18 protein-coding genes and 1 pseudogene are annotated in these 21,123 nt (G+C 59.3%); 7 read left to right on the top strand and 12 right to left on the bottom strand.

The window, feature by feature from the left end; translation table 11 throughout:
- Nucleotides 1-244: 244 nt before the first annotated feature.
- The 4 genes from P272_RS0101030 to P272_RS0101015 are packed head-to-tail and all read right to left on the bottom strand — an operon-like array spanning nt 245 to nt 3,848.
- Nucleotides 245-700, bottom strand: coding sequence for a hypothetical protein (locus tag P272_RS0101030; RefSeq protein WP_029677716.1), 456 nt, complete (start codon nt 698-700; stop codon nt 245-247).
- A gap of 19 nt (nt 701-719) precedes the next feature.
- Entirely contained in the window at nt 720-1,664 is a 945-nt protein-coding gene (locus P272_RS0101025) for a carbohydrate ABC transporter permease (RefSeq protein ID WP_229281629.1), read from the bottom strand.
- Between the two features lies 1 nt (nt 1,665).
- Nucleotides 1,666-2,592 (bottom strand): carbohydrate ABC transporter permease, encoded by a 927-nt coding sequence (locus tag P272_RS0101020; RefSeq protein ID WP_229281630.1) that lies wholly within the window; start codon nt 2,590-2,592, stop codon nt 1,666-1,668.
- Nucleotides 2,589-3,848, bottom strand: a complete 1,260-nt coding sequence (locus P272_RS0101015; protein WP_081708977.1) for an ABC transporter substrate-binding protein — start codon at nt 3,846-3,848, stop codon at nt 2,589-2,591. Before P272_RS0101015 ends, P272_RS0101020 begins: the two co-directional genes overlap by 4 nt.
- A 481-nt stretch (nt 3,849-4,329) precedes the next feature.
- Here P272_RS0101015 and ffh point away from each other — a divergent pair, with 481 nt between their 5' ends.
- The 5 genes from ffh to rimM all read left to right on the top strand — a co-directional run bounded on the left by ffh (nt 4,330) and on the right by rimM (nt 8,425).
- Entirely contained in the window at nt 4,330-5,946 is a 1,617-nt protein-coding gene (ffh, locus tag P272_RS0101010; protein WP_029677712.1) for a signal recognition particle protein, read from the top strand.
- A 30-nt stretch (nt 5,947-5,976) separates the two neighbouring features.
- Entirely contained in the window at nt 5,977-6,963 is a 987-nt protein-coding gene (locus tag P272_RS0101005; RefSeq protein WP_029677711.1) for an endonuclease/exonuclease/phosphatase family protein, read from the top strand.
- Nucleotides 6,964-7,094: 131 nt separating this feature from the next.
- Nucleotides 7,095-7,553 carry a 30S ribosomal protein S16 gene (rpsP, locus tag P272_RS0101000; protein WP_029677710.1) on the top strand — a complete coding sequence of 153 codons (459 nt, stop codon included), beginning with the start codon at nt 7,095-7,097 and terminating at the stop codon, nt 7,551-7,553.
- Between the two features lie 36 nt (nt 7,554-7,589).
- Nucleotides 7,590-7,823: an RNA-binding protein gene (locus P272_RS0100995; protein ID WP_015021362.1), complete on the top strand. Its 234-nt coding sequence runs from the start codon at nt 7,590-7,592 to the stop codon at nt 7,821-7,823.
- Nucleotides 7,820-8,425, top strand: a complete 606-nt coding sequence (gene rimM / locus P272_RS0100990) for a ribosome maturation factor RimM (protein ID WP_044097625.1) — start codon at nt 7,820-7,822, stop codon at nt 8,423-8,425. The genes P272_RS0100995 and rimM overlap by 4 nt, the downstream gene beginning before the upstream one ends.
- A 106-nt stretch (nt 8,426-8,531) precedes the next feature.
- Here the strand turns inward: rimM and P272_RS0100985 are convergent, their stop codons facing one another.
- Genes P272_RS0100985 through P272_RS0100975 form a run of 3 tightly spaced genes read right to left on the bottom strand, consistent with a single transcriptional unit; the run spans nt 8,532 to nt 11,553 of the window.
- Nucleotides 8,532-9,236, bottom strand: a complete 705-nt coding sequence (locus P272_RS0100985) for a LutC/YkgG family protein (protein ID WP_029677708.1) — start codon at nt 9,234-9,236, stop codon at nt 8,532-8,534.
- Complete coding sequence (locus P272_RS0100980) at nt 9,233-10,738, bottom strand: LutB/LldF family L-lactate oxidation iron-sulfur protein (protein WP_081708976.1); 1,506 nt, start codon at nt 10,736-10,738, stop codon at nt 9,233-9,235. Before P272_RS0100980 ends, P272_RS0100985 begins: the two co-directional genes overlap by 4 nt.
- Entirely contained in the window at nt 10,735-11,553 is an 819-nt protein-coding gene (locus P272_RS0100975) for a (Fe-S)-binding protein (RefSeq protein ID WP_029677706.1), read from the bottom strand. The genes P272_RS0100980 and P272_RS0100975 overlap by 4 nt, the downstream gene beginning before the upstream one ends.
- A 359-nt stretch (nt 11,554-11,912) precedes the next feature.
- Between P272_RS0100975 and P272_RS0100970 the strand changes: the two genes are divergently transcribed.
- Nucleotides 11,913-12,929, top strand: coding sequence for a YdcF family protein (locus P272_RS0100970; RefSeq protein WP_029677705.1), 1,017 nt, complete (start codon nt 11,913-11,915; stop codon nt 12,927-12,929).
- A gap of 30 nt (nt 12,930-12,959) precedes the next feature.
- Here P272_RS0100970 and P272_RS0100965 read toward each other — a convergent pair whose 3' ends face one another.
- From P272_RS0100965 to P272_RS0100950, 3 genes are all read right to left on the bottom strand, one after another.
- Nucleotides 12,960-14,363 carry an MFS transporter gene (locus P272_RS0100965; RefSeq protein ID WP_044097624.1) on the bottom strand — a complete coding sequence of 468 codons (1,404 nt, stop codon included), beginning with the start codon at nt 14,361-14,363 and terminating at the stop codon, nt 12,960-12,962.
- Between the two features lie 522 nt (nt 14,364-14,885).
- Nucleotides 14,886-15,995, bottom strand: a complete 1,110-nt coding sequence (locus P272_RS08785; protein WP_052323075.1) for a helix-turn-helix domain-containing protein — start codon at nt 15,993-15,995, stop codon at nt 14,886-14,888.
- Complete coding sequence (locus P272_RS0100950) at nt 15,992-16,615, bottom strand: hypothetical protein (protein ID WP_029677702.1); 624 nt, start codon at nt 16,613-16,615, stop codon at nt 15,992-15,994. Before P272_RS0100950 ends, P272_RS08785 begins: the two co-directional genes overlap by 4 nt.
- Nucleotides 16,616-16,963: 348 nt before the next feature.
- On the opposite strand from P272_RS0100950, the gene trmD reads away from it, so the two are divergent.
- Nucleotides 16,964-17,914 (top strand): tRNA (guanosine(37)-N1)-methyltransferase TrmD, encoded by a 951-nt coding sequence (trmD, locus tag P272_RS0100945; RefSeq protein ID WP_029677701.1) that lies wholly within the window; start codon nt 16,964-16,966, stop codon nt 17,912-17,914.
- Nucleotides 17,915-17,938: 24 nt separating this feature from the next.
- On the opposite strand, the pseudogene P272_RS0100940 reads toward trmD, so the two are convergent.
- Nucleotides 17,939-18,544 (bottom strand): annotated as a pseudogene (locus tag P272_RS0100940) (RsmD family RNA methyltransferase); the annotation flags it as partial.
- A 10-nt stretch (nt 18,545-18,554) separates the two neighbouring features.
- Nucleotides 18,555-21,032, bottom strand: coding sequence for an ATP-dependent DNA helicase RecG (locus tag P272_RS0100935; RefSeq protein ID WP_029677699.1), 2,478 nt, complete (start codon nt 21,030-21,032; stop codon nt 18,555-18,557).
- Nucleotides 21,033-21,123: the final 91 nt, after the last annotated feature.

Genomic DNA, 21,123 nt, shown 5'->3' with positions numbered 1-21,123 from the left:
TTCGACTTGTCGAAAGGTTTCGACTTCGGGCGGACTGCAGGGCGCTAATCATCTCCGTCGATGCACCCGAGGTATCGAATCGTTTCGACTCAGTATAGAGGCTCAAATGGAATCATGTCAACTGGGCACACTGAAGAGGACTGGTGAAAATACGGAAAACCCTTCCCCTTGCCCGATGGCTTCGGACAATGGGAAGGGAATTGGAAGCGCAGCGATCAGGGGCGCCGCATGCCCCCGGGACTGGTCACCTTCGACTCGACGGGATCCGGCGGATGGTCTTGTTCCTGGCAACATAGGTGACGAAGGCCAGGCCGTAGGCGATCAGCGAAAGCCAATCTGCCGTGGCCAAGGAAAAGACCATGCAGAAGATCATCCAATACTGCACCCCTCGAACGATTGTTGAGGGCCGCATGGCCCGCAAAGCCACAATGAAGGAGACCGCCCCAAGAATGAGCAGCAGAAAACCGTAGGATTGGGCCACGGTGGCCGCGCCGTTGACTGTGGCCATATCGTCGGCCAGACGTCCGGCCCGTCCGAGGATGGCATAGCCCTCATCCTTGAACCAGGGCGAGTAGATGAACATAGTGACCGAGGCCATGATCACGTTGATGGCTGCCGCCACCAGAAGGATGATCTTCTCGGTCCTCCTGCTCGCTACGTCCTTGCCCGCCAGATGATCGTTACGGTTTTCCTTTGCCATTGTTGTAGCCTTTCCTGATTCAGCCCTTGAGGCCCGAGGTGATGTTCAGCGACTGCAGGAAGTAGCGCTGGGCGAACACGAAGAGCAGCAGGGTGGGGATGATGGCCAGGCAGGTGGCCGCGCAAAGCGTGCCCATCTGGTTGTACTGCATCATCTGGTTGCCCAGCAGCTGCAGACCGGCCGTAACAGGGGTCTTCTTGATATCGTTGAAGACCAGTGTGGGCCAGAGGAAGTCGTTCCAGGCGCCGGTGAAGGCGAACAGGAAGATCACGATCAGGATTGGGCGGATGGAGGGCAGCATGATGCTGCGGAAGATGCGGAAGTCGCCGGCGCCGTCAATCTCGGCGGCCTCGTCGATCTCCTTGGGGATCCCCTTCATGAAGTTGCGCACCAGGAAGATGTTGGCCACGTTCCCCAAGCCGGGAATGATGCAGGACCAGTAGGAGTTGATCCAGCCGAAGGTGGCCACGATGCGGTAGGAGGGAATCATGTTGACCACACCCGGGAACATCGAGATGAGCAGGAGGACGAAGAAGAGCGTATCCCTGCCCTTGAAATTGATGCGGGAGTAGCCGTACCCTGCCAGGGCCACCACGCAGACCGCCAGGATGCCATGGGACAGCGAGATGATCAGCGAGTTGCCCAGCCAGTTGAAGACCGGGTAGGAGGCCGAGGCCTGCAGCAGGGTCAGGTAGTTGACGGTGACCCAGTGCGCAGGCAGGAAATTGTAGGCGTTCTTCAGGAACTCCTGGGGTGACTTGAACGATGTCGTGATGGTGTAGACCACAGGAATGATCCAGACCACAGCCAGGACGATCAGCACCACATAGATGGCCACCAGCGATGGCTTGAGCACCTTGTGGTGGTTTTCAGGCACGTTCTCGCCGCCGGGAACCGTTGCGCTGGGGCCTGGAGCCTTGAGCCCCTTGCCCAGGGATGACATATCAAGGGTTGCCGAACTCATGTCAGTCCTCCTTGTTCATGAAGAATATCTGTACCAGGGAGATCAGCATGAGGATGATCCCCAGCAACAAGGCCATTGCCGAGGCCATGCCAGCGGCCGAAGGCCCCTGCGGGAAGGCCAGGTTCCTGATGTCCATCAGCAGCACCTGCGAGGTGTATGCAGGACCGCCGCCGGTCAGCATCTGCGGCTGACCCCAGACGTTGAAGGCACCGCCCGTGGTCATGATGGTCGTATAGAAGAGTGGCAGCTTGATTGCTGGCAGGGTGATGCTGAAGAACTGCCGGATGGGTCCGGCGCCGTCCACCGAGGCCGCCTCGTACAGATCCTGGCTTACCCCGGACAGGGCCGACCGGTAGATGATCAGGTTGCCACCGATACCTCCCCAGAGGCTGAGGACGAAGATGGCGATCCAGGCCCAAGGCTGCTTGCCCAGCCAGTTGATGTCCCACCGGAAAGTGGTGTTGAGCAGGCCGAACTGGGAATTGAAGACCAGCCGCCAGACCAGGGCTCCTGCGGCCACGGAGATCAGACCGGGCACGTAGAAGATGGCCTGGAAAAGCCCCACGCCTTTCAGGTGCTTGGTCTGCAGGGCCCATGCCAGCAGCAGGGGGACGATGATGGTCAGTGGCACGCTGATCAGCACGAAGATGATCGTATGCCACATGTCCCTCCAGAAGATGGAGTAGAAGTAGGTGGACTTGTCGAAGATCAGCTTGAAGTTGTCCAGGCCGACCCAAGTGGGGGAACCGACCAGGTTCCACCTGGTGAAAGCCAGGTAGATGCCGAAGAAGATCGGGATGACTCCGAAGATGGCGAAGACCACCATGTGCGGTGCGATGTAGGGGAAGGCGTGCCAGAAGGACTTCTGTCCCAGCGGACGACGCTTGCCCCGTCCATCCATAACTGCGGTTGTGCCGTGTGCGCTCATGATTGCTCCTGAATCTGGATCTGGCCCTGGGTCATCAGATCAAGCGTCTTCAGACCTTCCTCCAGGGAGATGTTCCGATAGACGATGTCCATGAAGGACCCCCACCCGGCTGTCGCATAGCCGCCATAGATGTAGTTGGATGTCTTGATCCATTGCCGTTCACGCTTGTCGTTGGTGAAGGATGCCTGGATGAGCTTCTGATATTTCGGATTGTTCAGGTCACGATAGGCCGGCGATATGGATCCCACGTCCGACCACATCATCCAATGCTTGTAGACGAAGTCCACGAAGTCTGCGGCCGCTTTGACCTTGGCCTCGGGCCGGTTCTTGTCCTTGAGCTGGAGCCAGTTCTGCTGGTATAGGAAGTTGGAGGGGTGCTCGGTACCGTACTGGAGGGTGTTGATCTCGCCAACCTTGTCCTTGCCCAGGGTGGAGGACATGTTGCCCTGCGCCCAGGTGCCCAGCATGCCGAAGACCGCATGCCCAGAGGCGAAGACCTGCTCGCCGTCGCTGTCGATGGGCGAGAGCATGCCCTGGTCGTTGAGGTCGCGCAGTGCCTTGAGCGGCTTGCGCCAGCCTGGACCGGTCATGTCCTTGACGCCATCCTCGATGTTGCCACCGGTGCTGTAGAGCAGGGACATCATAGCCCAGGGCAGGTTGCCCAGGCAGAGCCCATAGACATCCTTGGGCAGCTTGCCCTTCATGGAGGCGATCTCATCAGTGGTGACCAGCCGGTCGTCCAGGATGTAGTCCAGGCCGTACTTGTGAATCAGATCCTTGTTGTAATAGATGGCCATCTGGAACATGTACAGGGGAATGCCGTAGGACTTGCCCTTGACCACAGTGTTCTGCCAGGCCTGCGGCAGGAAGTTCGACTTCTTGAGCTCCGGATGGTACTTGGTCCACACCGACGATGGGTTGAGCAACCCTTGGCTCTGCAGAACCGAAGTGGAGAACGAGTCGTTGATGACCAGATCGGGGATGTTCTTCCCGGTCTGCATGACGCTGTAGATCTTGGTGGTCAGATCTCCGCCGTTCATGGGCTGGAAGACCACCTTGTACTCGGGGCTCTGTGCATTGAAGGCCTTGATGATTTTCTGCATGGCCGGGCCGTCATCGCCGGTCAAACCATTCCAGAAGTAGATCTCCTTGGCGGATTGATCCGCGCCGCCACAGCCTGCGGTCGAGACCACCATGCCACATATGGCCGCCAGACTCAGCAATAGCCTGAGCCACCGTCGTGCGAATAGGGGCATGTGGGTTCCACCTCCCCCGTGTCTTTCTTCCTTGAAGACACTCACAATCCCTCTTGCTCCTCTCGATGGGACCGGCACACCCGTATGCCGGCAACCCTGCATCGTTTCTTCTGAACCCGTCGGCCCCCGGGCATCAAACATCGACGCCCAGCGAGCCGGACCGACCGGTTCATACTAATTTGCAACGTTGCAAATTTAGGGTAACACGCCCCTTGTTATCGAACAAAATCGTCGTTTCATATCAGGAACAATTGGGCAAGAAACCGGTATAGTCATTCAATTAACACGAGCAGGATATGCGCTTTGCAACGTTGCGAAGACAATTTCCGACGAACAAGGCATCGACCTGCATTATCGTTCTGTTGCCTTTCAATGAGGGTAAACGCCGCTGACGCTATCAGTCAATGTCAGGCAAACCCTGGGCACAGGCATTGCTGAAACCAGAGCCAATCTCCCGGCTGACAGGTAGACTTGGGGCATTATGGCAGCATTTTCATCTTTGACCGATCGGCTCTCCCAGGCCTTCACCCATCTGCGCTCCAAAGGGAAGCTGACCGAGGCCGACATCGACGGCACAATCCGCGAGATCCGCCGCGCCCTCCTGGATGCTGATGTCTCCCTGGACGTGGTGCGCTCCTTTACCGGACGCATCCGGGAACGCGCCCTGGGCGAAGAGGTCTCCAAGGCTTTGAACCCGGCCCAGCAGGTGGTCTCCATCGTCTACGACGAGCTGACCAGCATCCTGGGCGCGGGAGTGGATCGACCGCTCAATTTCGCCAAGAACCCGCCCACAGTCATCATGCTGGCCGGCCTGCAGGGTGCAGGCAAGACCACGCTGGCCGGGAAGCTGGGTTACTGGCTCAAGGATGCCGGGCACACCCCCCTGTTGGTGGCGGCCGACCTGCAGCGGCCCAACGCGGTCACCCAGCTCCAGGTGGTGGGCGAGCGCGCCGAAGTGCCGGTATACGCACCCGAGCCAGGCGTGCAGACCAGCGGATCCGAACTGGCAGCCCCCGGTCAGGTCACGGGCGATCCCGTCAAGGTGGCGGCTGACTCAATCAGGGTGGCCAAGGACAAGCTCTACGACGTGGTCATCATTGATACGGCCGGTCGATTGGGCGTGGATCAGGAGCTGATGGAGCAGGCCCGCAATATCCGCGACGCCGTCCACCCCGACGAGATCCTCTTCGTCATCGATGCCATGATCGGCCAGGACGCGGTCGCCACAGCCAAGGCCTTCGACCAGGGCGTGGACTTCACCGGCGTGGTCCTGTCCAAACTGGACGGCGATGCCCGCGGTGGCGCGGCCCTGTCGGTGGCTTCGGTGACAGGCAAGCCCATCCTCTTCGATTCCAACGGCGAGGGCCTCAAGGACTTCGAGGTCTTCCACCCCGACCGGATGGCCTCCCGCATTCTGGACATGGGCGACATTCTGACCCTGATCGAGCAGGCCCAGCGCCAGTTCGACGAGGAGGAGGCCCGCAAGGCCGCCGGGAAGATGTCCGAGGGCAGCTTCGGCCTGGACGACTTTCTGGAGCAACTCCAGCAGGTCCGCAAGCTGGGTTCCTTCAAGAGCATCCTGGGGATGATTCCAGGCATGGCCCAGCACCGCAAGGAGCTTGAACAGTTCGATGAAAAGGAGGTAGACCGGACCCAGGCCATCATCCAGTCGATGACTCCCCAGGAACGACGCGACCCCAGCATCATCGACGGCTCACGGCGGGCCCGGATCGCCTATGGCGCCGGCACTACGGTCTCGGCTGTCAACGGCCTGCTGCAGCGGTTCGAGCAGGCGGCCAAGATGATGAAGCGGATGACCAACGGCAGCCGTTCGATCCCCGGCATGGGCGGCATGGGTGCTGGCGGCGGCAAGAAGGGCAAAAAGGGCAAGAAAGGCCGCAAGGGTTCCCGTTCAGGCAATCCCATGAAGCGGGAGGCCGAAGAGAAGGCTCTACGTGAGCGCCTGTCCGGCAAGGGCAAATCCTCCGGCGGTTCGGCCTTCGCCAAACGCCCCGAAACTCCGCAGATGCCCGAGGGCCTGCCGGACCTGCCCCCCAACCTGGGCGGCGGACTGGGCGGTCTCTTCGGCGGACGCTGACCCCCTTCCTCCTGCAGGAGACAATGGCACGTGAACACCCTTCTCTGGATTCTCCTGGGGCTCATCGCCTTATGGATGACCCTGCGCTTCCTGCCTGCCGGAGCTGACTGGCACCGTCCTCTGGTGGAGCTGATCGCCCTGATCGACCTACTGACCGCTCCCCTGTTGGCCATACTGATATGGACGGTCTTGGCACGCGCCTGGCCCCAATGCCTGCTGGCTCTGATCGAACTCACTCTGGTCAGCTGGCAGCGCCTAAGCTACCGGCTGCCTCCTCCAGCAGACCGGACCTGTCAATCATCTTCCGAGCATGGACTGAACGTCATGACTCTAAACTGTCGCTTTGGCAGGGCTGATCCTGAAAAAGTCGTGCGTTGCGTGCAGGCCTATGGAATTGAAGTGCTGGCCTTGCAGGAGGTAAAAGGGAAGCTGCTGGAGTCGCTTCAGGCTGCGGGCCTGAATCAGCTCCTGCCCTACCTGACACAGGGAACTGCGAGCCCTGACGACAACGGCGGCTATAACGCTATCTTCTCGGCCCACCAACCCGTCAAAGCCTCCCCGTCAGTCCTGGACCTTCCGGCGGCTGCGGTACCCCTGATTGAGCTCGAGACTAGCTCTGGACCGATTCGAGTGGCCAGCGTCCATCCCAAATCACCCCAACGAGGAGCCAGACAGTGGGGCATGGGCATCGCTGCCCTGGCCAGGCTTACCCATCCGCCCGTACCCACCATCGTTATGGGCGATTGCAACGCCACCCTGCAGCATCCGACTTTCCGGGCCATGCTGGCTGAATCCGGGCTGCATGACGCTTCTTTGCACCTGAAAGCCGGCAGCCATCCGACTTTCCCCTCCGCAAGCGCATTGCCCCCATTGATTGAAATCGACCATATTCTGACGGACGGCGACCTGGTCCCGCAATCCATGCATGCCCTGCGGATTCCAGGCAGCGACCACCGCGCTCTGGTAGCCCGTCTCACTCACCGTACAGGCCCACCACCCGCCATATCCCACGGTTGAGGTATACTTTTGCTGTTATTCATGTCCGGAGGAGCCCTCTCATTCCGACGGTCGTGAGGAACACGCCAGGAGTGCCACCATGCCCCACATGGAGACGCCGCCGGGCACACCAAGTACCAAGGAGAGCCGTTTTGGCAACCAGAATTCGTCTGAAGAGAATGGGCAAGAAGTTCTACCCCTTCTACCGCGTGGTCGTGGTCGATTCCCGCAAGAAGCGCGATGGCAAGGTCATTGAGGAGATCGGCACCTACGATCCCAACACCCAGCCCTCTTCAATCAAGATCGACTCAGAGCGCGCCCAGTACTGGCTGGGTGTGGGCGCTCAGCCCAGCGACCCTGTCTTCAACCTTCTGAAGATTACCGGCGACTGGCAGAAGTTCAAGGATCTGCCCGGCAAGGAAGGCACCCTTAAGGTGCCGCAGGCCGAGGTCGATGCCCAGGCCCGCATCGAGCAGGCACAGAACGAAGCCCAGAAGCTCAAGGCCGCCAAGTCCGAGGCTGACGCCAAGGCCAAGGCTGAGGCGGAGAAGGAAGCCCCCAAGGCCGATGAGTCGGCGGATGCCGCCCAGGCCGAGCAGGCAGCTGAGTAAGGCACATTCACTTAAGGATTGGAAGGACCGGCTATCATGCTTGCACAGGCTGTTGAGCACCTGATCAGGAACATCGTGGACTTCCCCGATGACGTGTCGGTCAAGTCCCACGAGAACTCTCGCGGAGAGTTGTTGCGGGTGCGGGTCAACCCCGAGGACATCGGTCGCGTGATCGGCAGGGGCGGCAGGACCGCCAACGCCATCCGCACCGTGATCCAGGCGCTGGCCGACCACAAGGTGCGCGTCGATATCATGGACGTGCGCCGGTGAGCCCCAGCCGGTCCACCAATCACGACCCGCAGGGTCCGGACCCTCAGCAGCGAAGGTTGCTGAGGGTCTGCCGTATCGGCCGCGCTCAGGGACTCAAGGGCGAGGTCAACGTATATGTCTACACCGACGAGCCTGATCGGCGCTTCTCCCCCGGCTCCCGGTTGCAGACCAAGGACGGACAGTTTTTCACGGTGGTCTCCTCCCGCCGCTTCAAACAGCGTTGGATCGTCCTCTTCAAAGGAGTGGAAAACCGGAACGCCTCCGAAGCACTGAATGGCATCGAACTGTATGTCCAGGCTGATTCAGCCGAGGAGCTGGCACAGGAGGACGCCTGGTATCCCGAGGATTTGATCGGACTCGAGGTTCGCATGGCCCCGGGCAACTCACTAGGTGAACCGTCCGGACGAGTGGTCGGCCAGGTCAGCGAGGTACTGGACGGCGTAGCCCAGCAGCAGCTGCAGATCCGCATGACCACCACAGAAAACGACGAAGAGGCGGAAGGGCTGATACCCTTCGTCGAAGCCCTGGTGCCTCAGGTTGACATTGAAAACGGGTACGTGGCCATTGATCCACCTGGAGGACTTCTGCCCGGGCTGGGCTGAACCTGTCTTTCAGCAGAAACGTAAGTGGGGAGTCGGCGTCTTTCTTCGAGCTGCTGACTCCCCACTTACGGGAAATGCGCCTGCCTGAGCAGGAAATCTAATTGAGCTACATGTCTTCAACAACCAAATATGTCATATCCAGGGGACCATGCACACCCACCACGATCACCATCTCGATGTCGCCCGTGTTGGAGGGACCGGTGATGAAGTTGATGTTGGAGGTCTTGAGCTCGCCCGAAACCAGTGCCGGATCATAGTAGTCCATGGCCTGCCGGGTTCGGGGCAGGATCTTCGACTTGCGGATGATGCTTAGATAGTGCACCGGCAGGAAGTGGAAGGCACGACCCTGACCCGGGGTGGTGGCCACGGTGATGGTGCCTGACTCCGCCAGCAGGAAGTCCGCAAAGGCGATGGCCGTTCCGGACTCGTCGGCGGTCTTGATATTCTCCTCGCGGCTGGCTCCCGGCTTCCAGAAAGTAGCCGGAGGGTTCAGACCGTCCCTCCACTCCTCCAGACCGAAGTCTGCGAACAGGTCGGAGGTGGGCAGCATCACATGGTCGCTGTCGTCCTTACGCGAATCGATGAACTCGTCCAATGCAGTAGGCAGCCCGGCCTTGGTGCAGGTGCGGAAGTCCACGTGGACAGCCTCGCTGCTCTTCCGGGCGATCTCCAGCAACTCATCCTGGGTGTGACCGGACAGAGTGGACTCCGGCAGATCGTTGACCGGCACCAGAGGATGATCCTCGAGCTGGTGACGGGGCCGACCGCTCTTTTTGGCCAAATAGTCCAGGAATACCTCACGATCGGTCATGCCTGCTGCTCCTTCTTGTGATGAGCGAACCAACTGCGGAAGTTCTGCCCGTGCTTGGGCGGATCCGGCAGATCGCGCACCTTGGTCCATCCGCCGAAGACGAAGGGCATCCATTCCACATGCCGATCGCTGGCGAAGAGGTTCTTGGCCGTCTCCGGCTGCTTCTTGGATATGGGCGTCAGCATGGTGTGATCCACCCCCAGGGCAGTGCGGAAGAGCGAGGAGTGGCCGGTTCCCAGGCCCATGACCCTCATGACCGTGTCGTCGATCAGATTGGCCTGGGACTGGTCATCCATCATGATCCGCCTGTGCTCGATCATGAGCTGATGCAGAGGAATCTTGACCGGACAGGTGGCCGTGCATGCCGCGCACAGGCTGCAGGCATAGGGCAGGTCTCCGAAGTCGTCGTAGCCTCCGTCCAGCACCGGCGAGAGCACCGAGCCCACGGGACCGGGATAGATGGATCCATAGCCGTGACCGCCGATGTGCCGGTAAATGGGGCAGACGTTCAGGCAGGAGGCGCAACGAATGCACTGGAGGATGGGCTCGAAGACCGTTCCCAGAGCGTTGGAGCGGCCGTTGTCCAGAATGACCACATAGAAATCGTCCGGTCCGTCAGACTCCTGACCGGTGCGTGGCGCAGTGTAGGTCAGGTAGGAGGTCAGCTTCTGGCCGACAGCGGACCGGGCCAGCATGTTGTCCATGGTCTCGGCCTCCTTCATGGTCGGCACCAGGCGCTCCATGCCCATGACCACCACCTGGGTCTTGGGGATGCACATGGCCAGGTCGGCGTTGCCCTCGTTGGTCACCAGGTTGATCATGCCCGTGTCAGCCACGGCGAAGTTGCAGCCGGTGATGCCCATGTCGGCCTCGAGGAAGTGCTTGCGCAGAACCTTGCGCGAGAACCGAGCCATGTGCTGAGGGTCGTTGTCGCCCTTGTAACCCAGCTTCTTCTCGAAAACCTGACGAACCTGCTCCCGGTTCTTGTGCAGGGCGGGGAAGACCAGATGCGTGGGCTGGTCCCAGTCGTCCTCCTCCAGGATGAACTCGGCCAGATCGGTTTCCAACACCTCCAGGCCGGGCACAGTCATCAACGTGGGGTCCAGGTTGATCTCACTGGTCACCATGGACTTGCTCTTGACGACGTGCTTGGCCTTCTTCTCAATGGCGATCTGCTTGATGTACTGGGCAGCCTCGTCGTCGGTCTGGGCGAAGAAGACATGGCCACCGCGCTTCTCCACGTTGTCGGAGAACTCCTCCAGGTAGTCAGGCAGGTAGCGGATGACGTGCTGGCGAATCTGCTCGCCCAGGTCCCGCCACTGTTCCCAGTTGCCCAGTTCCTGGCGGGCGGCCTCACGCTTGACCCACTGGGCATCCTGGGCCTTGGCCACGGCCTGTTGGGCGAATTTGTCCTGCTCGGACTCTTTGACCCTGGTCAGGAAGGGAGCCTTGCTGGTCCGCAGATACTGCGCGGCCTTCTTGCCATTGACCATGCTGCTCATACCAGAGCCCCCTCTTCCTTGGCAGCCCTGACGGAACTCACGGCCCCATCGCCAGCAGAGCGGCCTTCCACATACTTGACGCGGCTCATGTCCACGTTGTGATTGAGCACCTCGGCCAGGTGCATGATGGTGATCTTCTCACCACGCCGGTTGAAGCGGCCACCGATGTTCATCAGGCAGCCTGGATCGCAGGAGATGAGGACGCTGGCCTTGGTGCTGAGCACGTCATTGACTTTCTCGTCCACCATCTGCTTGGAGATCTCAGGCTCCTTCATGGAGAACATGCCGCCGAACCCGCAGCAGTTCTCGATGTGGGGCAAGGGGACCATGGTCAGGCCCTTGACGTGACCCAACAGAACGAATGGGCTGGTCCTCTCCCCCAGCAGCCGGGTCATGTGGCAGGAGCGGTGGTAGGTGGCCACAGCGTCGAGTTCGGCACCGGCATCAAGCACACCCAGCACCCGATAGAGGAACTGTGAGAACTCATAAGTCTTGTCAGCCATGGTCTGTGCCTTGGCCGCATAAACAGGGTCAGCCCGCAAATGGAAGGGCAGCTCCTTGAGCATATTCACGCAGGAGCCTGCCGGACCCACGATGTAGTCGGCATCCACGCTCAGCAGGGCGTCGACCTCATTGCGCATGACCTGCATGCTCTCTTTGACATACCCGCTGTTGAAAGTGGGCTGGGCGCAGCAGATCTGTTCCTTGGGTAGATAGGTGTCGCAGCCGAACCGCTCCAGCACCTCCACCATGGCCTTCCCCACGTTCGGAAACATGAGGTCCACCACACAGGTGGAGAATATTACTACTTTCATTACCGCACCTCTCTACAACCTTGCACGCCAGGTCCGAACAATTTCCGGATTGCGGAGAAACCCAACATCACTTGAACCCCTAATCCTTCCAACGCATCGCTGCCTTGCGACCGACCACGTCCATGCGGACACCGATGCGCAATCCTTGAAAGGACCCATCATTATCATGGTCTCTACCGGGAATTCGCACCGTCGGGAATCGCCCACCCTCAGCTTTTGAACGTGTGAGATTTACCACATCTATGCTACCACGGCGGTCTGGGAATCTTGGGCATGTCAAGGGTCGGAGGTGACTGGCCGATTCGCTACAGTGGAGTCAGACCCTGCGCGGCCATTCTCGTGAAAGGGGCAATCGGCGCATGTCCAACCACCTGCAACTCCTCCTGCTCTATGCACCCGCCATCATCTTCGGCCTGCTCTTCCTCTGGGACCTGCACAAGGAGCCACGGCAGTTCCGCAATGCCATCTGGCTCCTGCTCCTGCTGCTGACCCTGGGGGGAGCACTGCTTCTGCAGTTCGGGATGCGCTGGCTGATCCTGCCCCTGGTCATCCTGCTCATCCTCGCCCCACTGCTGGTGATTTGCTTCCTGCTGGCCAACACCGTTATCGTCATCCGGCACGAGGGTGTCTCCCTGACCACTCTGCTGCCCGGACTGCTGGCGCTGGCCGTCGTGGCCTACATGATTCTTTCGCCCCTCCTGGCAGGGTTTGGCGCCCCCTCATGGCTGCAAAAGCTGGCCGGGCTGATCGACCTGGAAGCCACCTGGTTCTTCTTCTCCTTCCTGGCCCTGCTGCTCTATTCCAACTTTTACAGGATGCTGCCCCGCAAGCGTCGCTACGACTACATCATCATCCATGGAGCCGGTTTGCGCGGCGAAGAGCCCACGCCTCTGCTCCGGGGACGGCTGGACAAGGCCGTAGACCTCTGGAAGCGACAGGGACGAAACGGGCGCTTTGTGGTCTCAGGCGGGCAGGGCCCAGACGAGGCTATCAGCGAGGCAAGGGCCATGGCTCAGTATTTACGCAACTCCTGTGGGGTGCCAGCCGAGGCCATCATCATGGAGGACCGGTCGACTACAACTCTGGAGAACCTGCGCTACTCCAAGCAAATCCTGGATGACCGCTACGAGATGGGCACCGGGCCCGAACATTACCGGGTGGCCCTGGTCACCAGCGACTACCACGTCTTCCGGGCCAGCGAATACGCCAGCAAGGTAGGGCTGAATGCCGACGGGATCGGCTCACACACCAAGGGCTACTACTGGCCGACTGCCTTCATCCGGGAGTTCGTGGCCATCACCCGCATGCACTGGTGGCCCTACCTGGTCCTTGCACTAGGTTGGGCCGTCTGGGTCGGCATCTCATTGCTGAATTAAAACCACTAGCCTTTCAGAGGGGATCAGAGGTCATACCACCTGAATCTCGCCCTTATCCTGGCTGGCCAGGCTGCGCTCCAGGAACCAGGCCACCAGGAGGATGACCAGGACGATGAGAAAGACGAAGATGAAAGCCCAAACGGCTCCGAACTGGAAGGCCTGAGCCCCGGCATGAACCCCTCGGGCCTTGGGCATGCCCATGATTATGGCGGCCAGAACGCCGGTCGAGGCGGCACCTGAATACTGCTGAAGGGTGTTGAAGAGCGCATTACCGTCAGGCACCAGTTTGGCTGGGATATGCTGCAGCCCAACCGTGAGCAGGTTGTTGAAGACGCAGGCCTGACCAACCATGTAGCAGGCGTAGAGAAGAATCATCAGCGGAACGGACAAGTGCCGGCTGAGGACCAGGAAGCCTAAGGCCGAGAGGAAGAAGGCAGTGCTTCCCACCGCCAGCAGTCCACGCAGACCATGGCCATCCAGGTAGCCGCCTGTTATGGGCTGACAGAGGGCCGAGAGCAGGCTCCCCGGCAACAGAAGCAGGCCAGCCACGGTGGAGGTCTCCCCCAGGACGGACTGGGCCATGTTGGGCAGGATAAATGTCAGGCCGATCTGGACGAACTGGACCAGGAAGTAGAGAATCAGGGCCAGAGTGAAGGTACGGCTCCGGAAGACTGCGATGTTGATCAGCCTGGTGCGCTGATGCGCAAGGGTCCAGACTCCTGCAGCAAGGGCCAGAACACCGATGAACAGGGACAGCCAGGTAATAGGCCCATGAACATCCAAGGTGCTCAGCCCCAGGGTCAGCCCGGTCAGAAAGACACCCAGAAGAAGGGACTGAAGCCAGGCGAAGGGGCCGACATGGGCGCTCTCCTTGTCAGCTGCGATGAGTGCGATGATTCCGAAGACCAACTCGATGGGCAACACGATCAGGAAGATGTCTCGCCAGGAAAGGGCCTGGATGACAGCTCCACCAAAGGTCGGACCCAGGGAGGGTGCCAGGGCCACCGCCATGCCGGCGCTGCCCACGTAACGACCCTGGATGTGGAGAGGAACCTTTTTCATGATCAACGAAAACACCAGGGGAAGAGCGATACCAGTGCTGACGCCCTGCAGGAGGCGCCCCGTCATAAGAACGGGAAAGCAGGGAGCGAGGATGCACATCAGATCGCTGCCCAGGAATATTCCCACGCTGGTCAGAATCAATGCGCGGGTAGTGAATGAATGTTCCAGCCAGGCGGCAGCCAGAACCGTCAAGGCCACCACGAGCAGATAGCCGGTAGTCAGCCATTGAACCGTGCCCAGCCCGGTTTTGAAGTACCGGGTCATCTCCGGAAAAGTGACGTTGAGCGAGGTCTCCAAAAGTACCCCGCAGAAGGCGAGCCCGGCAGTGCCGGTAATCAGCAGTTTTGTTCTCTTATCAACATGGTCGACCATGGACCGTCCGCTCCTCACGCATCAGACTGTTCACATAGCCATCTCCACGGATCCGTACGGCATGGCATCATCCGATGCCGCTCTCATTGCTGTTTGCGCAACGGTTATAGCTCTCTGGCTGCGTTGATGACATCTTCCAAGCCGGATTCATACGCGACTTGTAGACCCAGACAGTGTAGCACCAGCAGGCATACCTATCCTGGTGCGCACGCCTTACCCGAACAGGCTTGGGAAAGTTGATAACATTGAGATTTGCTCTTTGCACTGACGCGGTTTCGAACAACTTACATTCATCATCGACCAGACTAAGCTACCCGTCCGTTGATTTTCCAAACTTCGCCACGCCTGCAATAATTCTGGACGAATCTAGCCCTCGCGGTTCCAATCATACTTTTTCTGTTCCGTCGACAAAGGACCCTTTGAGATTCTTTTTGACTTGACATTACCCGTATGAAAGTTCTTCCCGAATATTTCGCCGACAAATTTGGTCTTCATGGAGATGTTCCTAGTAGCTGCTTTAGCCTATCTCATGATCGTCCAGCTCGCCGCCTTTTCCGTCAGCCTGTCGTCACACCAATGATTCGCCAGTTCAAAAGGAATGCCAAGGAATCCCTCAATCCCATCCCTGGGCACCGTAGAACGACCGGTATCGTCCAGACCGCCAAACGCACGGCCAATCATTTGAGCAAGACGCACCGGATGCTCCGTCTTGACCTCTACGGGCTCATGCTTTATCCAGTGACGCTGCGCCATGCGAACGTATAGGGATTTGTATTTGTCCCCATCGATCAGGCCCAAATCGAAAGCTCTGCGCACAGCTGCACCAACGGAAATTCCCCACCCGGACTTTACGTACAGGTAGTCCTCGAGCATCATGCTCGGGCTGATGACCGCTCGTGCGTCAGACTCAGGAAGAAGGAATTCACCAGCGAACTCGTTAGCCTCCCTCTCCATTAAGGACACATCCTTGGGACGGCGGTACCGGTGCAGCACCAGATGACCCAGCTCATGAGCAATAGTAAATCTGAGCCGGTCGCCAGACTTGTTTTCTGGAAAATAGCCTATAAGAGCCGTGCCTGGGTAAGTAACTCCATCACTGACTGAATCAGCCACCTTCGTCGTCAGCGGCGCAATGATCACTCCTTTACGTTCCACGATTCGAATCATGTTGCGCACCGCTCCCGTGGAAGGCAGACCCAGTATCGCACGCGTGTTGGCCGCGATGTCGCGGACTCCCTGTGCCTGCGGGTCCAAGGTAGGCGCAATCTCATCAAGCCAGGAAGCCGTATCATCCGGCACATTTGACATCGAACTCACCCTGGAGACCATGTCCGTCAACATTTCGAACTCCGCGCAGATGCGGTTACTGAGATTCAGTGTGATCCTTTTCTTGCGGCGAAAGGCTAGACGATTCCAGTCAAGACCTGGCTCGCGCAGCATAAAGAAAGACAATGGAAGGCTTGTCGCATAGGCTATCTTTTCAATGCTTGATTCCGTAAGATTCGCAGTCGGATTGCCAACCAGAATGCCAATGTAGGTCGGGGTCATGCCAGAATGCTCGGCAAGCTCTTTTTTGGTCCAACCCCGATACTTCCGAGCAAGCTCAATGCGCGTGGGGTTGAACTCATTCATCCGTTCGTCTCTTCCTTTTCTTCTTGGACAATTGTATTTGAGCGTGGGACCAACAGCTCGTTTTCTTCGTCATCACCGTTAAATGCCATACCGTTGAAACCTTCACCCATCTGAAGAACCATGAGAGCGATGCAGGGAGCGCCCTTAGGAAACCGGCCGGTTCCAGTAGGTTGGTAGGCGGAACAATGAAAAATGCCGTTTGCTTCAGTCCAAACCAAGACAATTTCTGAGTTGCTCAGCGGCTTCTTGCCGGAAAGCTCCTGGTCGAACATGGCTGGTTGCACCCATGCCTCCCTACGCCGTAAGTTCGTTCCGGCTGGAGGAACACTTCCCTCGAATTTGAACTTCTTGAGGAATCGAAGCTTGAGGCCTGAACTGATATTGCGCAGATGAAGACAAGAGGTGGACTTCGTAAGTTTCCAGCCGTCGATTGGCTCATCTGCGATTTCTGCGCGGAGCGTTGCATTGAAGTTGTCTGCATAGAGCTTCGGATACTCGATTCGAGGAGTGCCAAGCGTGTTCATGGCCGACAGTGAGCGAAGCCTGGCCTGCGGTAACAATGTTGGAAGGGCATCATTGATTGGAATGAGGTTCTGACGAATGAGCTCAAGTTTTTCCAAGGAGTCTCCTTAAAACGCGCGTTTGTGTTTGATATTTGGAGCATTATTTTATTTTACTATCTGAGTTTGAGTTTACTGCCATAAAATTAATCTATCAAGTCAGAATAAATGCAGATTTGCTTTGTCTTTTCACCGTCACGCTGTCACGAATCCTCATGACGACAAATACAAGGCGACGATATAGCCCCACTGAGCAGACCATATTCGAACGGTTGCTGCACAGCAGCCATCAATCTGACAGACTCGTTGGAAATGAAGCTCGCCACGTAATCAACCTTTAGGCGAACTTAAAGATGCGCCAATCCGTGCCCAATCCCGACCCGAACAAGCTTGGGTAGAGTTGGTGACATGCAAATCGATATCGTCTCCGTCTTCCCCGAGTATTTTGACGTAACTGGACTCAGTCTGCTGGGCAAAGCCCAGGAGAAAGGCCTGGTAACCATCCGTGCCCACAATCTGCGCGATTGGACCCATGACGTGCATCACTCGGTGGATGACACTCCGGTGGGCGGAGGAGCCGGCATGGTCATGAAACCCGAAGTCTGGGGCCAATGCCTGGACGATCTGCTGGGCTTGCCAGACGGATCGAGTCTGCAGCAACCCACCCCAGACCAGACAGCCGACACTACCGATACTGAAGAAGAAAAAGAGGCAACGAAGAGTTCCGGCGCCAAAAGCTACGACATAGCATCCGAGGAAGGTTCATCTGCAGACAGCCACGAGGCCGGCGCGGCCGGACCAGTCCTGATCTTCCCCAACCCATCAGCCCCCCTGTTCACCCAGGCCGATGCAACAGAGCTGTCAGAGGCGAAGAGACTGATATTCGGCTGTGGCCGCTACGAAGGCTATGACGCACGCATCCCCGACTACTACCGGAATCAAGGGTTCGATGTCCGGGAGTACTCCATCGGCGACTACGTGCTCAATGGGGGCGAGGTAGCAGTCTCGGTCATGCTGGAGGCCATCACCCGGCTCCTGCCCGGCTTCATGGGTAATCCTGAATCCATCGTACAAGAGTCCTACACAGGGGATGAGCCGCTGCTGGAGTATCGCCAGTACACACGCCCCACCACCTGGCGGGGTATGGCCGTGCCCGAAATACTGACCAGCGGTGACCACGGAAAGGTGGACAGGTTCCGGCGCGATGAGGCCATCAGGCGAACCAGTCGGATCCGTCCCGACCTTATCGCCCGATTGGACTGCTCAACCCTGGATAAGCATGACCACCGTCTCTTGGAAGACCTGGGCTGGGACACTCGGAAAACGCATCCGAGACCTCTGGACCAGCCTTCAAATTGATCAGCCGTCAAATTTGCGGGAGATTCAGCGGGCTGTCAGATAGTAAACCGCTGTTTCTCCGTAAGTGCGAACCTGATCAATGGCCCATCCTTCAGGAGCCGAGGGCGACGGGGTGCGTGTCGATCGCTCCAGAATGATCATGCCCCTATCGTCCACCATACCGCGGCCAGTCAGGCCGGTCATAATGCTTTGGCAATCCGCAGTCGACAGATCATAGGGCGGGTCCATAAAGACCAGGTCGAAGCAGGCCTCCGACAGGCCAGCATCCTCATGACCGGAGGAGAGGGGACGAACAAATCGCTCGGCACGGTTTCTGCTGACCCGAATATCCATGGTTTGATCCCAGGCTGGATGATGACGCAACCCTGCAGCCGAACGAGACAGCAGTCCAGCGACGCGGCCGGAAGACTCCACAGCCACCAGGCTCTGGGCCCCGCGAGATAGGGCTTCGAATCCCAAAGCCCCGGTACCGGCGAATAAATCAAGAACTCGTGCACCGGGCAGCAGGCCTTCGGACTCCAGGTGGGAGAAGATGGCTTCCTTGGTCCGATCGGTGGTGGGCCGGGTGCCCTTGAGGGCTGCAGGAATGGGGAATCCCTTGAAGCGGCCGGCGATGATGTGCATATGGTCCGTTGTCCTTTCAGCTGGAGACCAGAAAACCTTCGTTGCCCCTCATGAAGTCCAGAACGGCGCCAGCCAACTCGGGCTGCCCGGCCAGGGTAGGGTCGGATTCCAGGAGTTGGCCTGCCTGGGTTCGGGCACGGGCAATCATGGGCGCGTCGGTAACCACCCGCAAAAGCTTCAGGGAGGAATGTCCGCCGGACTGGGCATCACCCAGCACGTCGCCAGCTCCCCTGATTCGAATGTCCTCCTCGGCGATTTTGGCCCCGTCAGTGGTGTCACGAATGACATCAAGCCGTTCGGCAGCCGGGGAATCCGCAGGGGCACGCGAGATCAGGAAAGCCCAGGAGTCTGTGCCGCCGCGTCCCACCCTGCCGCGTAGCTGATGAAGCTGGGAGAGCCCGAACCGATCGGCATCGAAGATGACAATGCAGGATGCTTGGGGCACATCCACTCCCACCTCCACCACAGTGGTGGCCACCAGCAGGGGCGTGCGGCCCGAGGCGAAGTCCGCCATGACAGCATTCTTGGTGGCATCGTCATCCCGGCCAGTCAGCGTGGCCATGGCAATGCCCTGGAACTGCGGCAGGGCCGCCAGGCGCTGGCTCATTTCAGCTACCGAGTGCAGAGGCGGACGCTGGCTACTCCCCTGGTCCTCATCGACCAACAGCTGAGGCTGGGAATCGGCTTCGCCAGATTGGTCAGGGTGGTCGAACGCAGGCGAGGGATCGTCCTCATCGTCGATGCGGGCGCAGATGACATAAGCCCGCTCCCCAGCCTCGATCCGTCGACGCAGGTGCAAGAACATGGCACCCATGGTCGCTCCGTCAGATTCGGCAATGACGTGCGTGCGGACCGGTTTTCGGTTGCTGGGCAGCTCGGTCAGAGCTGAGATGTCAAGGTCTCCGAACCAGGTCATAGCGGCTGTGCGCGGGATGGGCGTAGCGGTCATGATCAGCAGGTGGGGAACCCGCTCGGATTTGCGACGCAGCTCCTCACGCTGTTCAACCCCGAAACGATGCTGCTCGTCTATGACGGTAAGAGCCAGATTGGGAGCCTGGAAGGTCTTGGAGAAGGCCGCATGGGTGGCGATGACAATGCAGGGACGGCCCGAGGCCGAGACAGCCAGGGCAGAGCGGCGCTGGGTCAGTCTCATACCTCCGGTCAGCAGCACCAGAGGCAGGACCAGCTGATCCGTCATACGGATCATGGTGACGTTGTCCACAGGCTTATGGCGGCCTTCTACGGCAGTGGCGGTTACATCGGTGCCCATGGCCTTAAGCATGCCGCCGATGGAGGCATAGTGCTGCTCGGCCAACACCTGGGTCGGAGCCACCAAGACAGCCTGATGACCAGCCTGGACCGCTTGGAGCATGGCTGTCAGGGCCACCACGGTTTTGCCAGAACCAACCTCGCCCTGCAAAAGCCGCTGCATGGGCTGATCCTTGGCCATGTCGACGCCTATATCGTTGATGACCTGACGCTGGCCATCGGTCAGTTGGAATGGCAGGGAGTCGATGAAACGGGCGGGCAGAGTGCCTGGACGATCAGCGCCCGAATCCGAACATGGATAAGTGGGCTGCTGCTGGGTCTGGCTGCGGGTCTGCAGAAGAGCTGTCTGCGAGACGAAGGCCTCCTCGTAGCGCAGGGTCTTACGCGCCGCAGCGAAGTCGTCAGGACTGTCGGGGGCATGCATGCCCAAGAGGGCACGGGCACGATGCATCAGCCCTTGGTCAACACGGACCTGCTCGGGCAGCACATCAGGTATGGCCCGGCCCAGCGCTTCCGGATTGATGCGAACCTCAGCACTGGCCTGCTCCTCTTCGGCGGCGCCGACTGGGGGCATGGGTTCAGATGCATCATCGACCTGTGCCAGCAGACGCAGAAAACCCAGAATGACATCGTGAATATGGTCCGAGGAGATTCGTGAGCTGGCGTGATAGACCGGCCGCGGCCGACGAACGCGCTCCAGAGCCTCGTCAAGGCTGGCCGCATCGGGCCGAGAAGCGTTCGCGGAAACCTCCTGATTGGCATCGGCAACAATGAGCGTCTCGGGATGAGTGAACTGGAGCTGGTCCATGTAGACACCGGGCTCACCGGCCACGACCAGATCCGCTCCTACCTGCAGCCGACGGACCATCCAGTCCATATAGGGCTTTTTATGAGAGAAGAAAACCAGCCTGACCGCCAGTGGAGTGCCGCCGTGGCTGCTGACGAAGGCTGCATCGTCCACCATCACATCCAACCGAAAGCCCCGGTGACCGCTCAATGGCACCAGACGTACCTGGTCAACCCGGGCGGCGAAGGCGCAGGGCTCGCCCAGCCGGATGCCGGCAATAGTGGTGACCTGCATGGGTTCGGTGATGCGGAAAGGATAGTAGGTCAGCGCATCCCCGACCGTGACCACGCCCAGAGCCTTGAGAGCGCTCACCCGACGTCTATTGGCCACCAGCGAGGCCACGGTGCTGTGCAGACCAACACGAGCCACTGCCGACATACCCGATCACCTCCCGCAAGCGCCGACCATCATCCCTCGGAATGACAAGAACCCCCGGAGCTTTGCCCCCGGGGGTCCCAATACGACCGAC

This window comes from Bifidobacterium sp. 7101 (assembly GCF_000499285.1).
Classification (GTDB): Bacteria; Actinomycetota; Actinomycetes; order Actinomycetales; family Bifidobacteriaceae; genus Bombiscardovia; species Bombiscardovia apis_A.
Note: the sequence above shows the minus strand (reverse complement) of the source record. Positions and strands in the feature narration are given on the sequence as shown.

Excerpts from the sequence above, each read along its gene's own strand:
- P272_RS0100935 (WP_029677699.1), bottom strand. The coding sequence starts at position 21,032 with ATGTCGGCAGTGGCTCGTGTTGGTCTGCACAGCACCGTGGCCTCGCTG.
- P272_RS0100975 (WP_029677706.1), bottom strand. The coding sequence starts at position 11,553 with ATGAAAGTAGTAATATTCTCCACCTGTGTGGTGGACCTCATGTTTCCG.
- P272_RS0100980 (WP_081708976.1), bottom strand. The coding sequence starts at position 10,738 with ATGAGCAGCATGGTCAATGGCAAGAAGGCCGCGCAGTATCTGCGGACC.
- P272_RS0100970 (WP_029677705.1), top strand. The coding sequence starts at position 11,913 with ATGTCCAACCACCTGCAACTCCTCCTGCTCTATGCACCCGCCATCATC.
- P272_RS0101030 (WP_029677716.1), bottom strand. The coding sequence starts at position 700 with ATGGCAAAGGAAAACCGTAACGATCATCTGGCGGGCAAGGACGTAGCG.
- P272_RS0100995 (WP_015021362.1), top strand. The coding sequence starts at position 7,590 with ATGCTTGCACAGGCTGTTGAGCACCTGATCAGGAACATCGTGGACTTC.
- P272_RS0100965 (WP_044097624.1), bottom strand. The coding sequence starts at position 14,363 with ATGGTCGACCATGTTGATAAGAGAACAAAACTGCTGATTACCGGCACT.
- trmD (WP_029677701.1), top strand. The coding sequence starts at position 16,964 with ATGCAAATCGATATCGTCTCCGTCTTCCCCGAGTATTTTGACGTAACT.
- P272_RS08785 (WP_052323075.1), bottom strand. The coding sequence starts at position 15,995 with ATGAATGAGTTCAACCCCACGCGCATTGAGCTTGCTCGGAAGTATCGG.
- P272_RS0101015 (WP_081708977.1), bottom strand. The coding sequence starts at position 3,848 with ATGCCCCTATTCGCACGACGGTGGCTCAGGCTATTGCTGAGTCTGGCG.
- P272_RS0101020 (WP_229281630.1), bottom strand. The coding sequence starts at position 2,592 with ATGAGCGCACACGGCACAACCGCAGTTATGGATGGACGGGGCAAGCGT.
- P272_RS0100985 (WP_029677708.1), bottom strand. The coding sequence starts at position 9,236 with ATGACCGATCGTGAGGTATTCCTGGACTATTTGGCCAAAAAGAGCGGT.
- ffh (WP_029677712.1), top strand. The coding sequence starts at position 4,330 with ATGGCAGCATTTTCATCTTTGACCGATCGGCTCTCCCAGGCCTTCACC.
- P272_RS0101025 (WP_229281629.1), bottom strand. The coding sequence starts at position 1,664 with ATGAGTTCGGCAACCCTTGATATGTCATCCCTGGGCAAGGGGCTCAAG.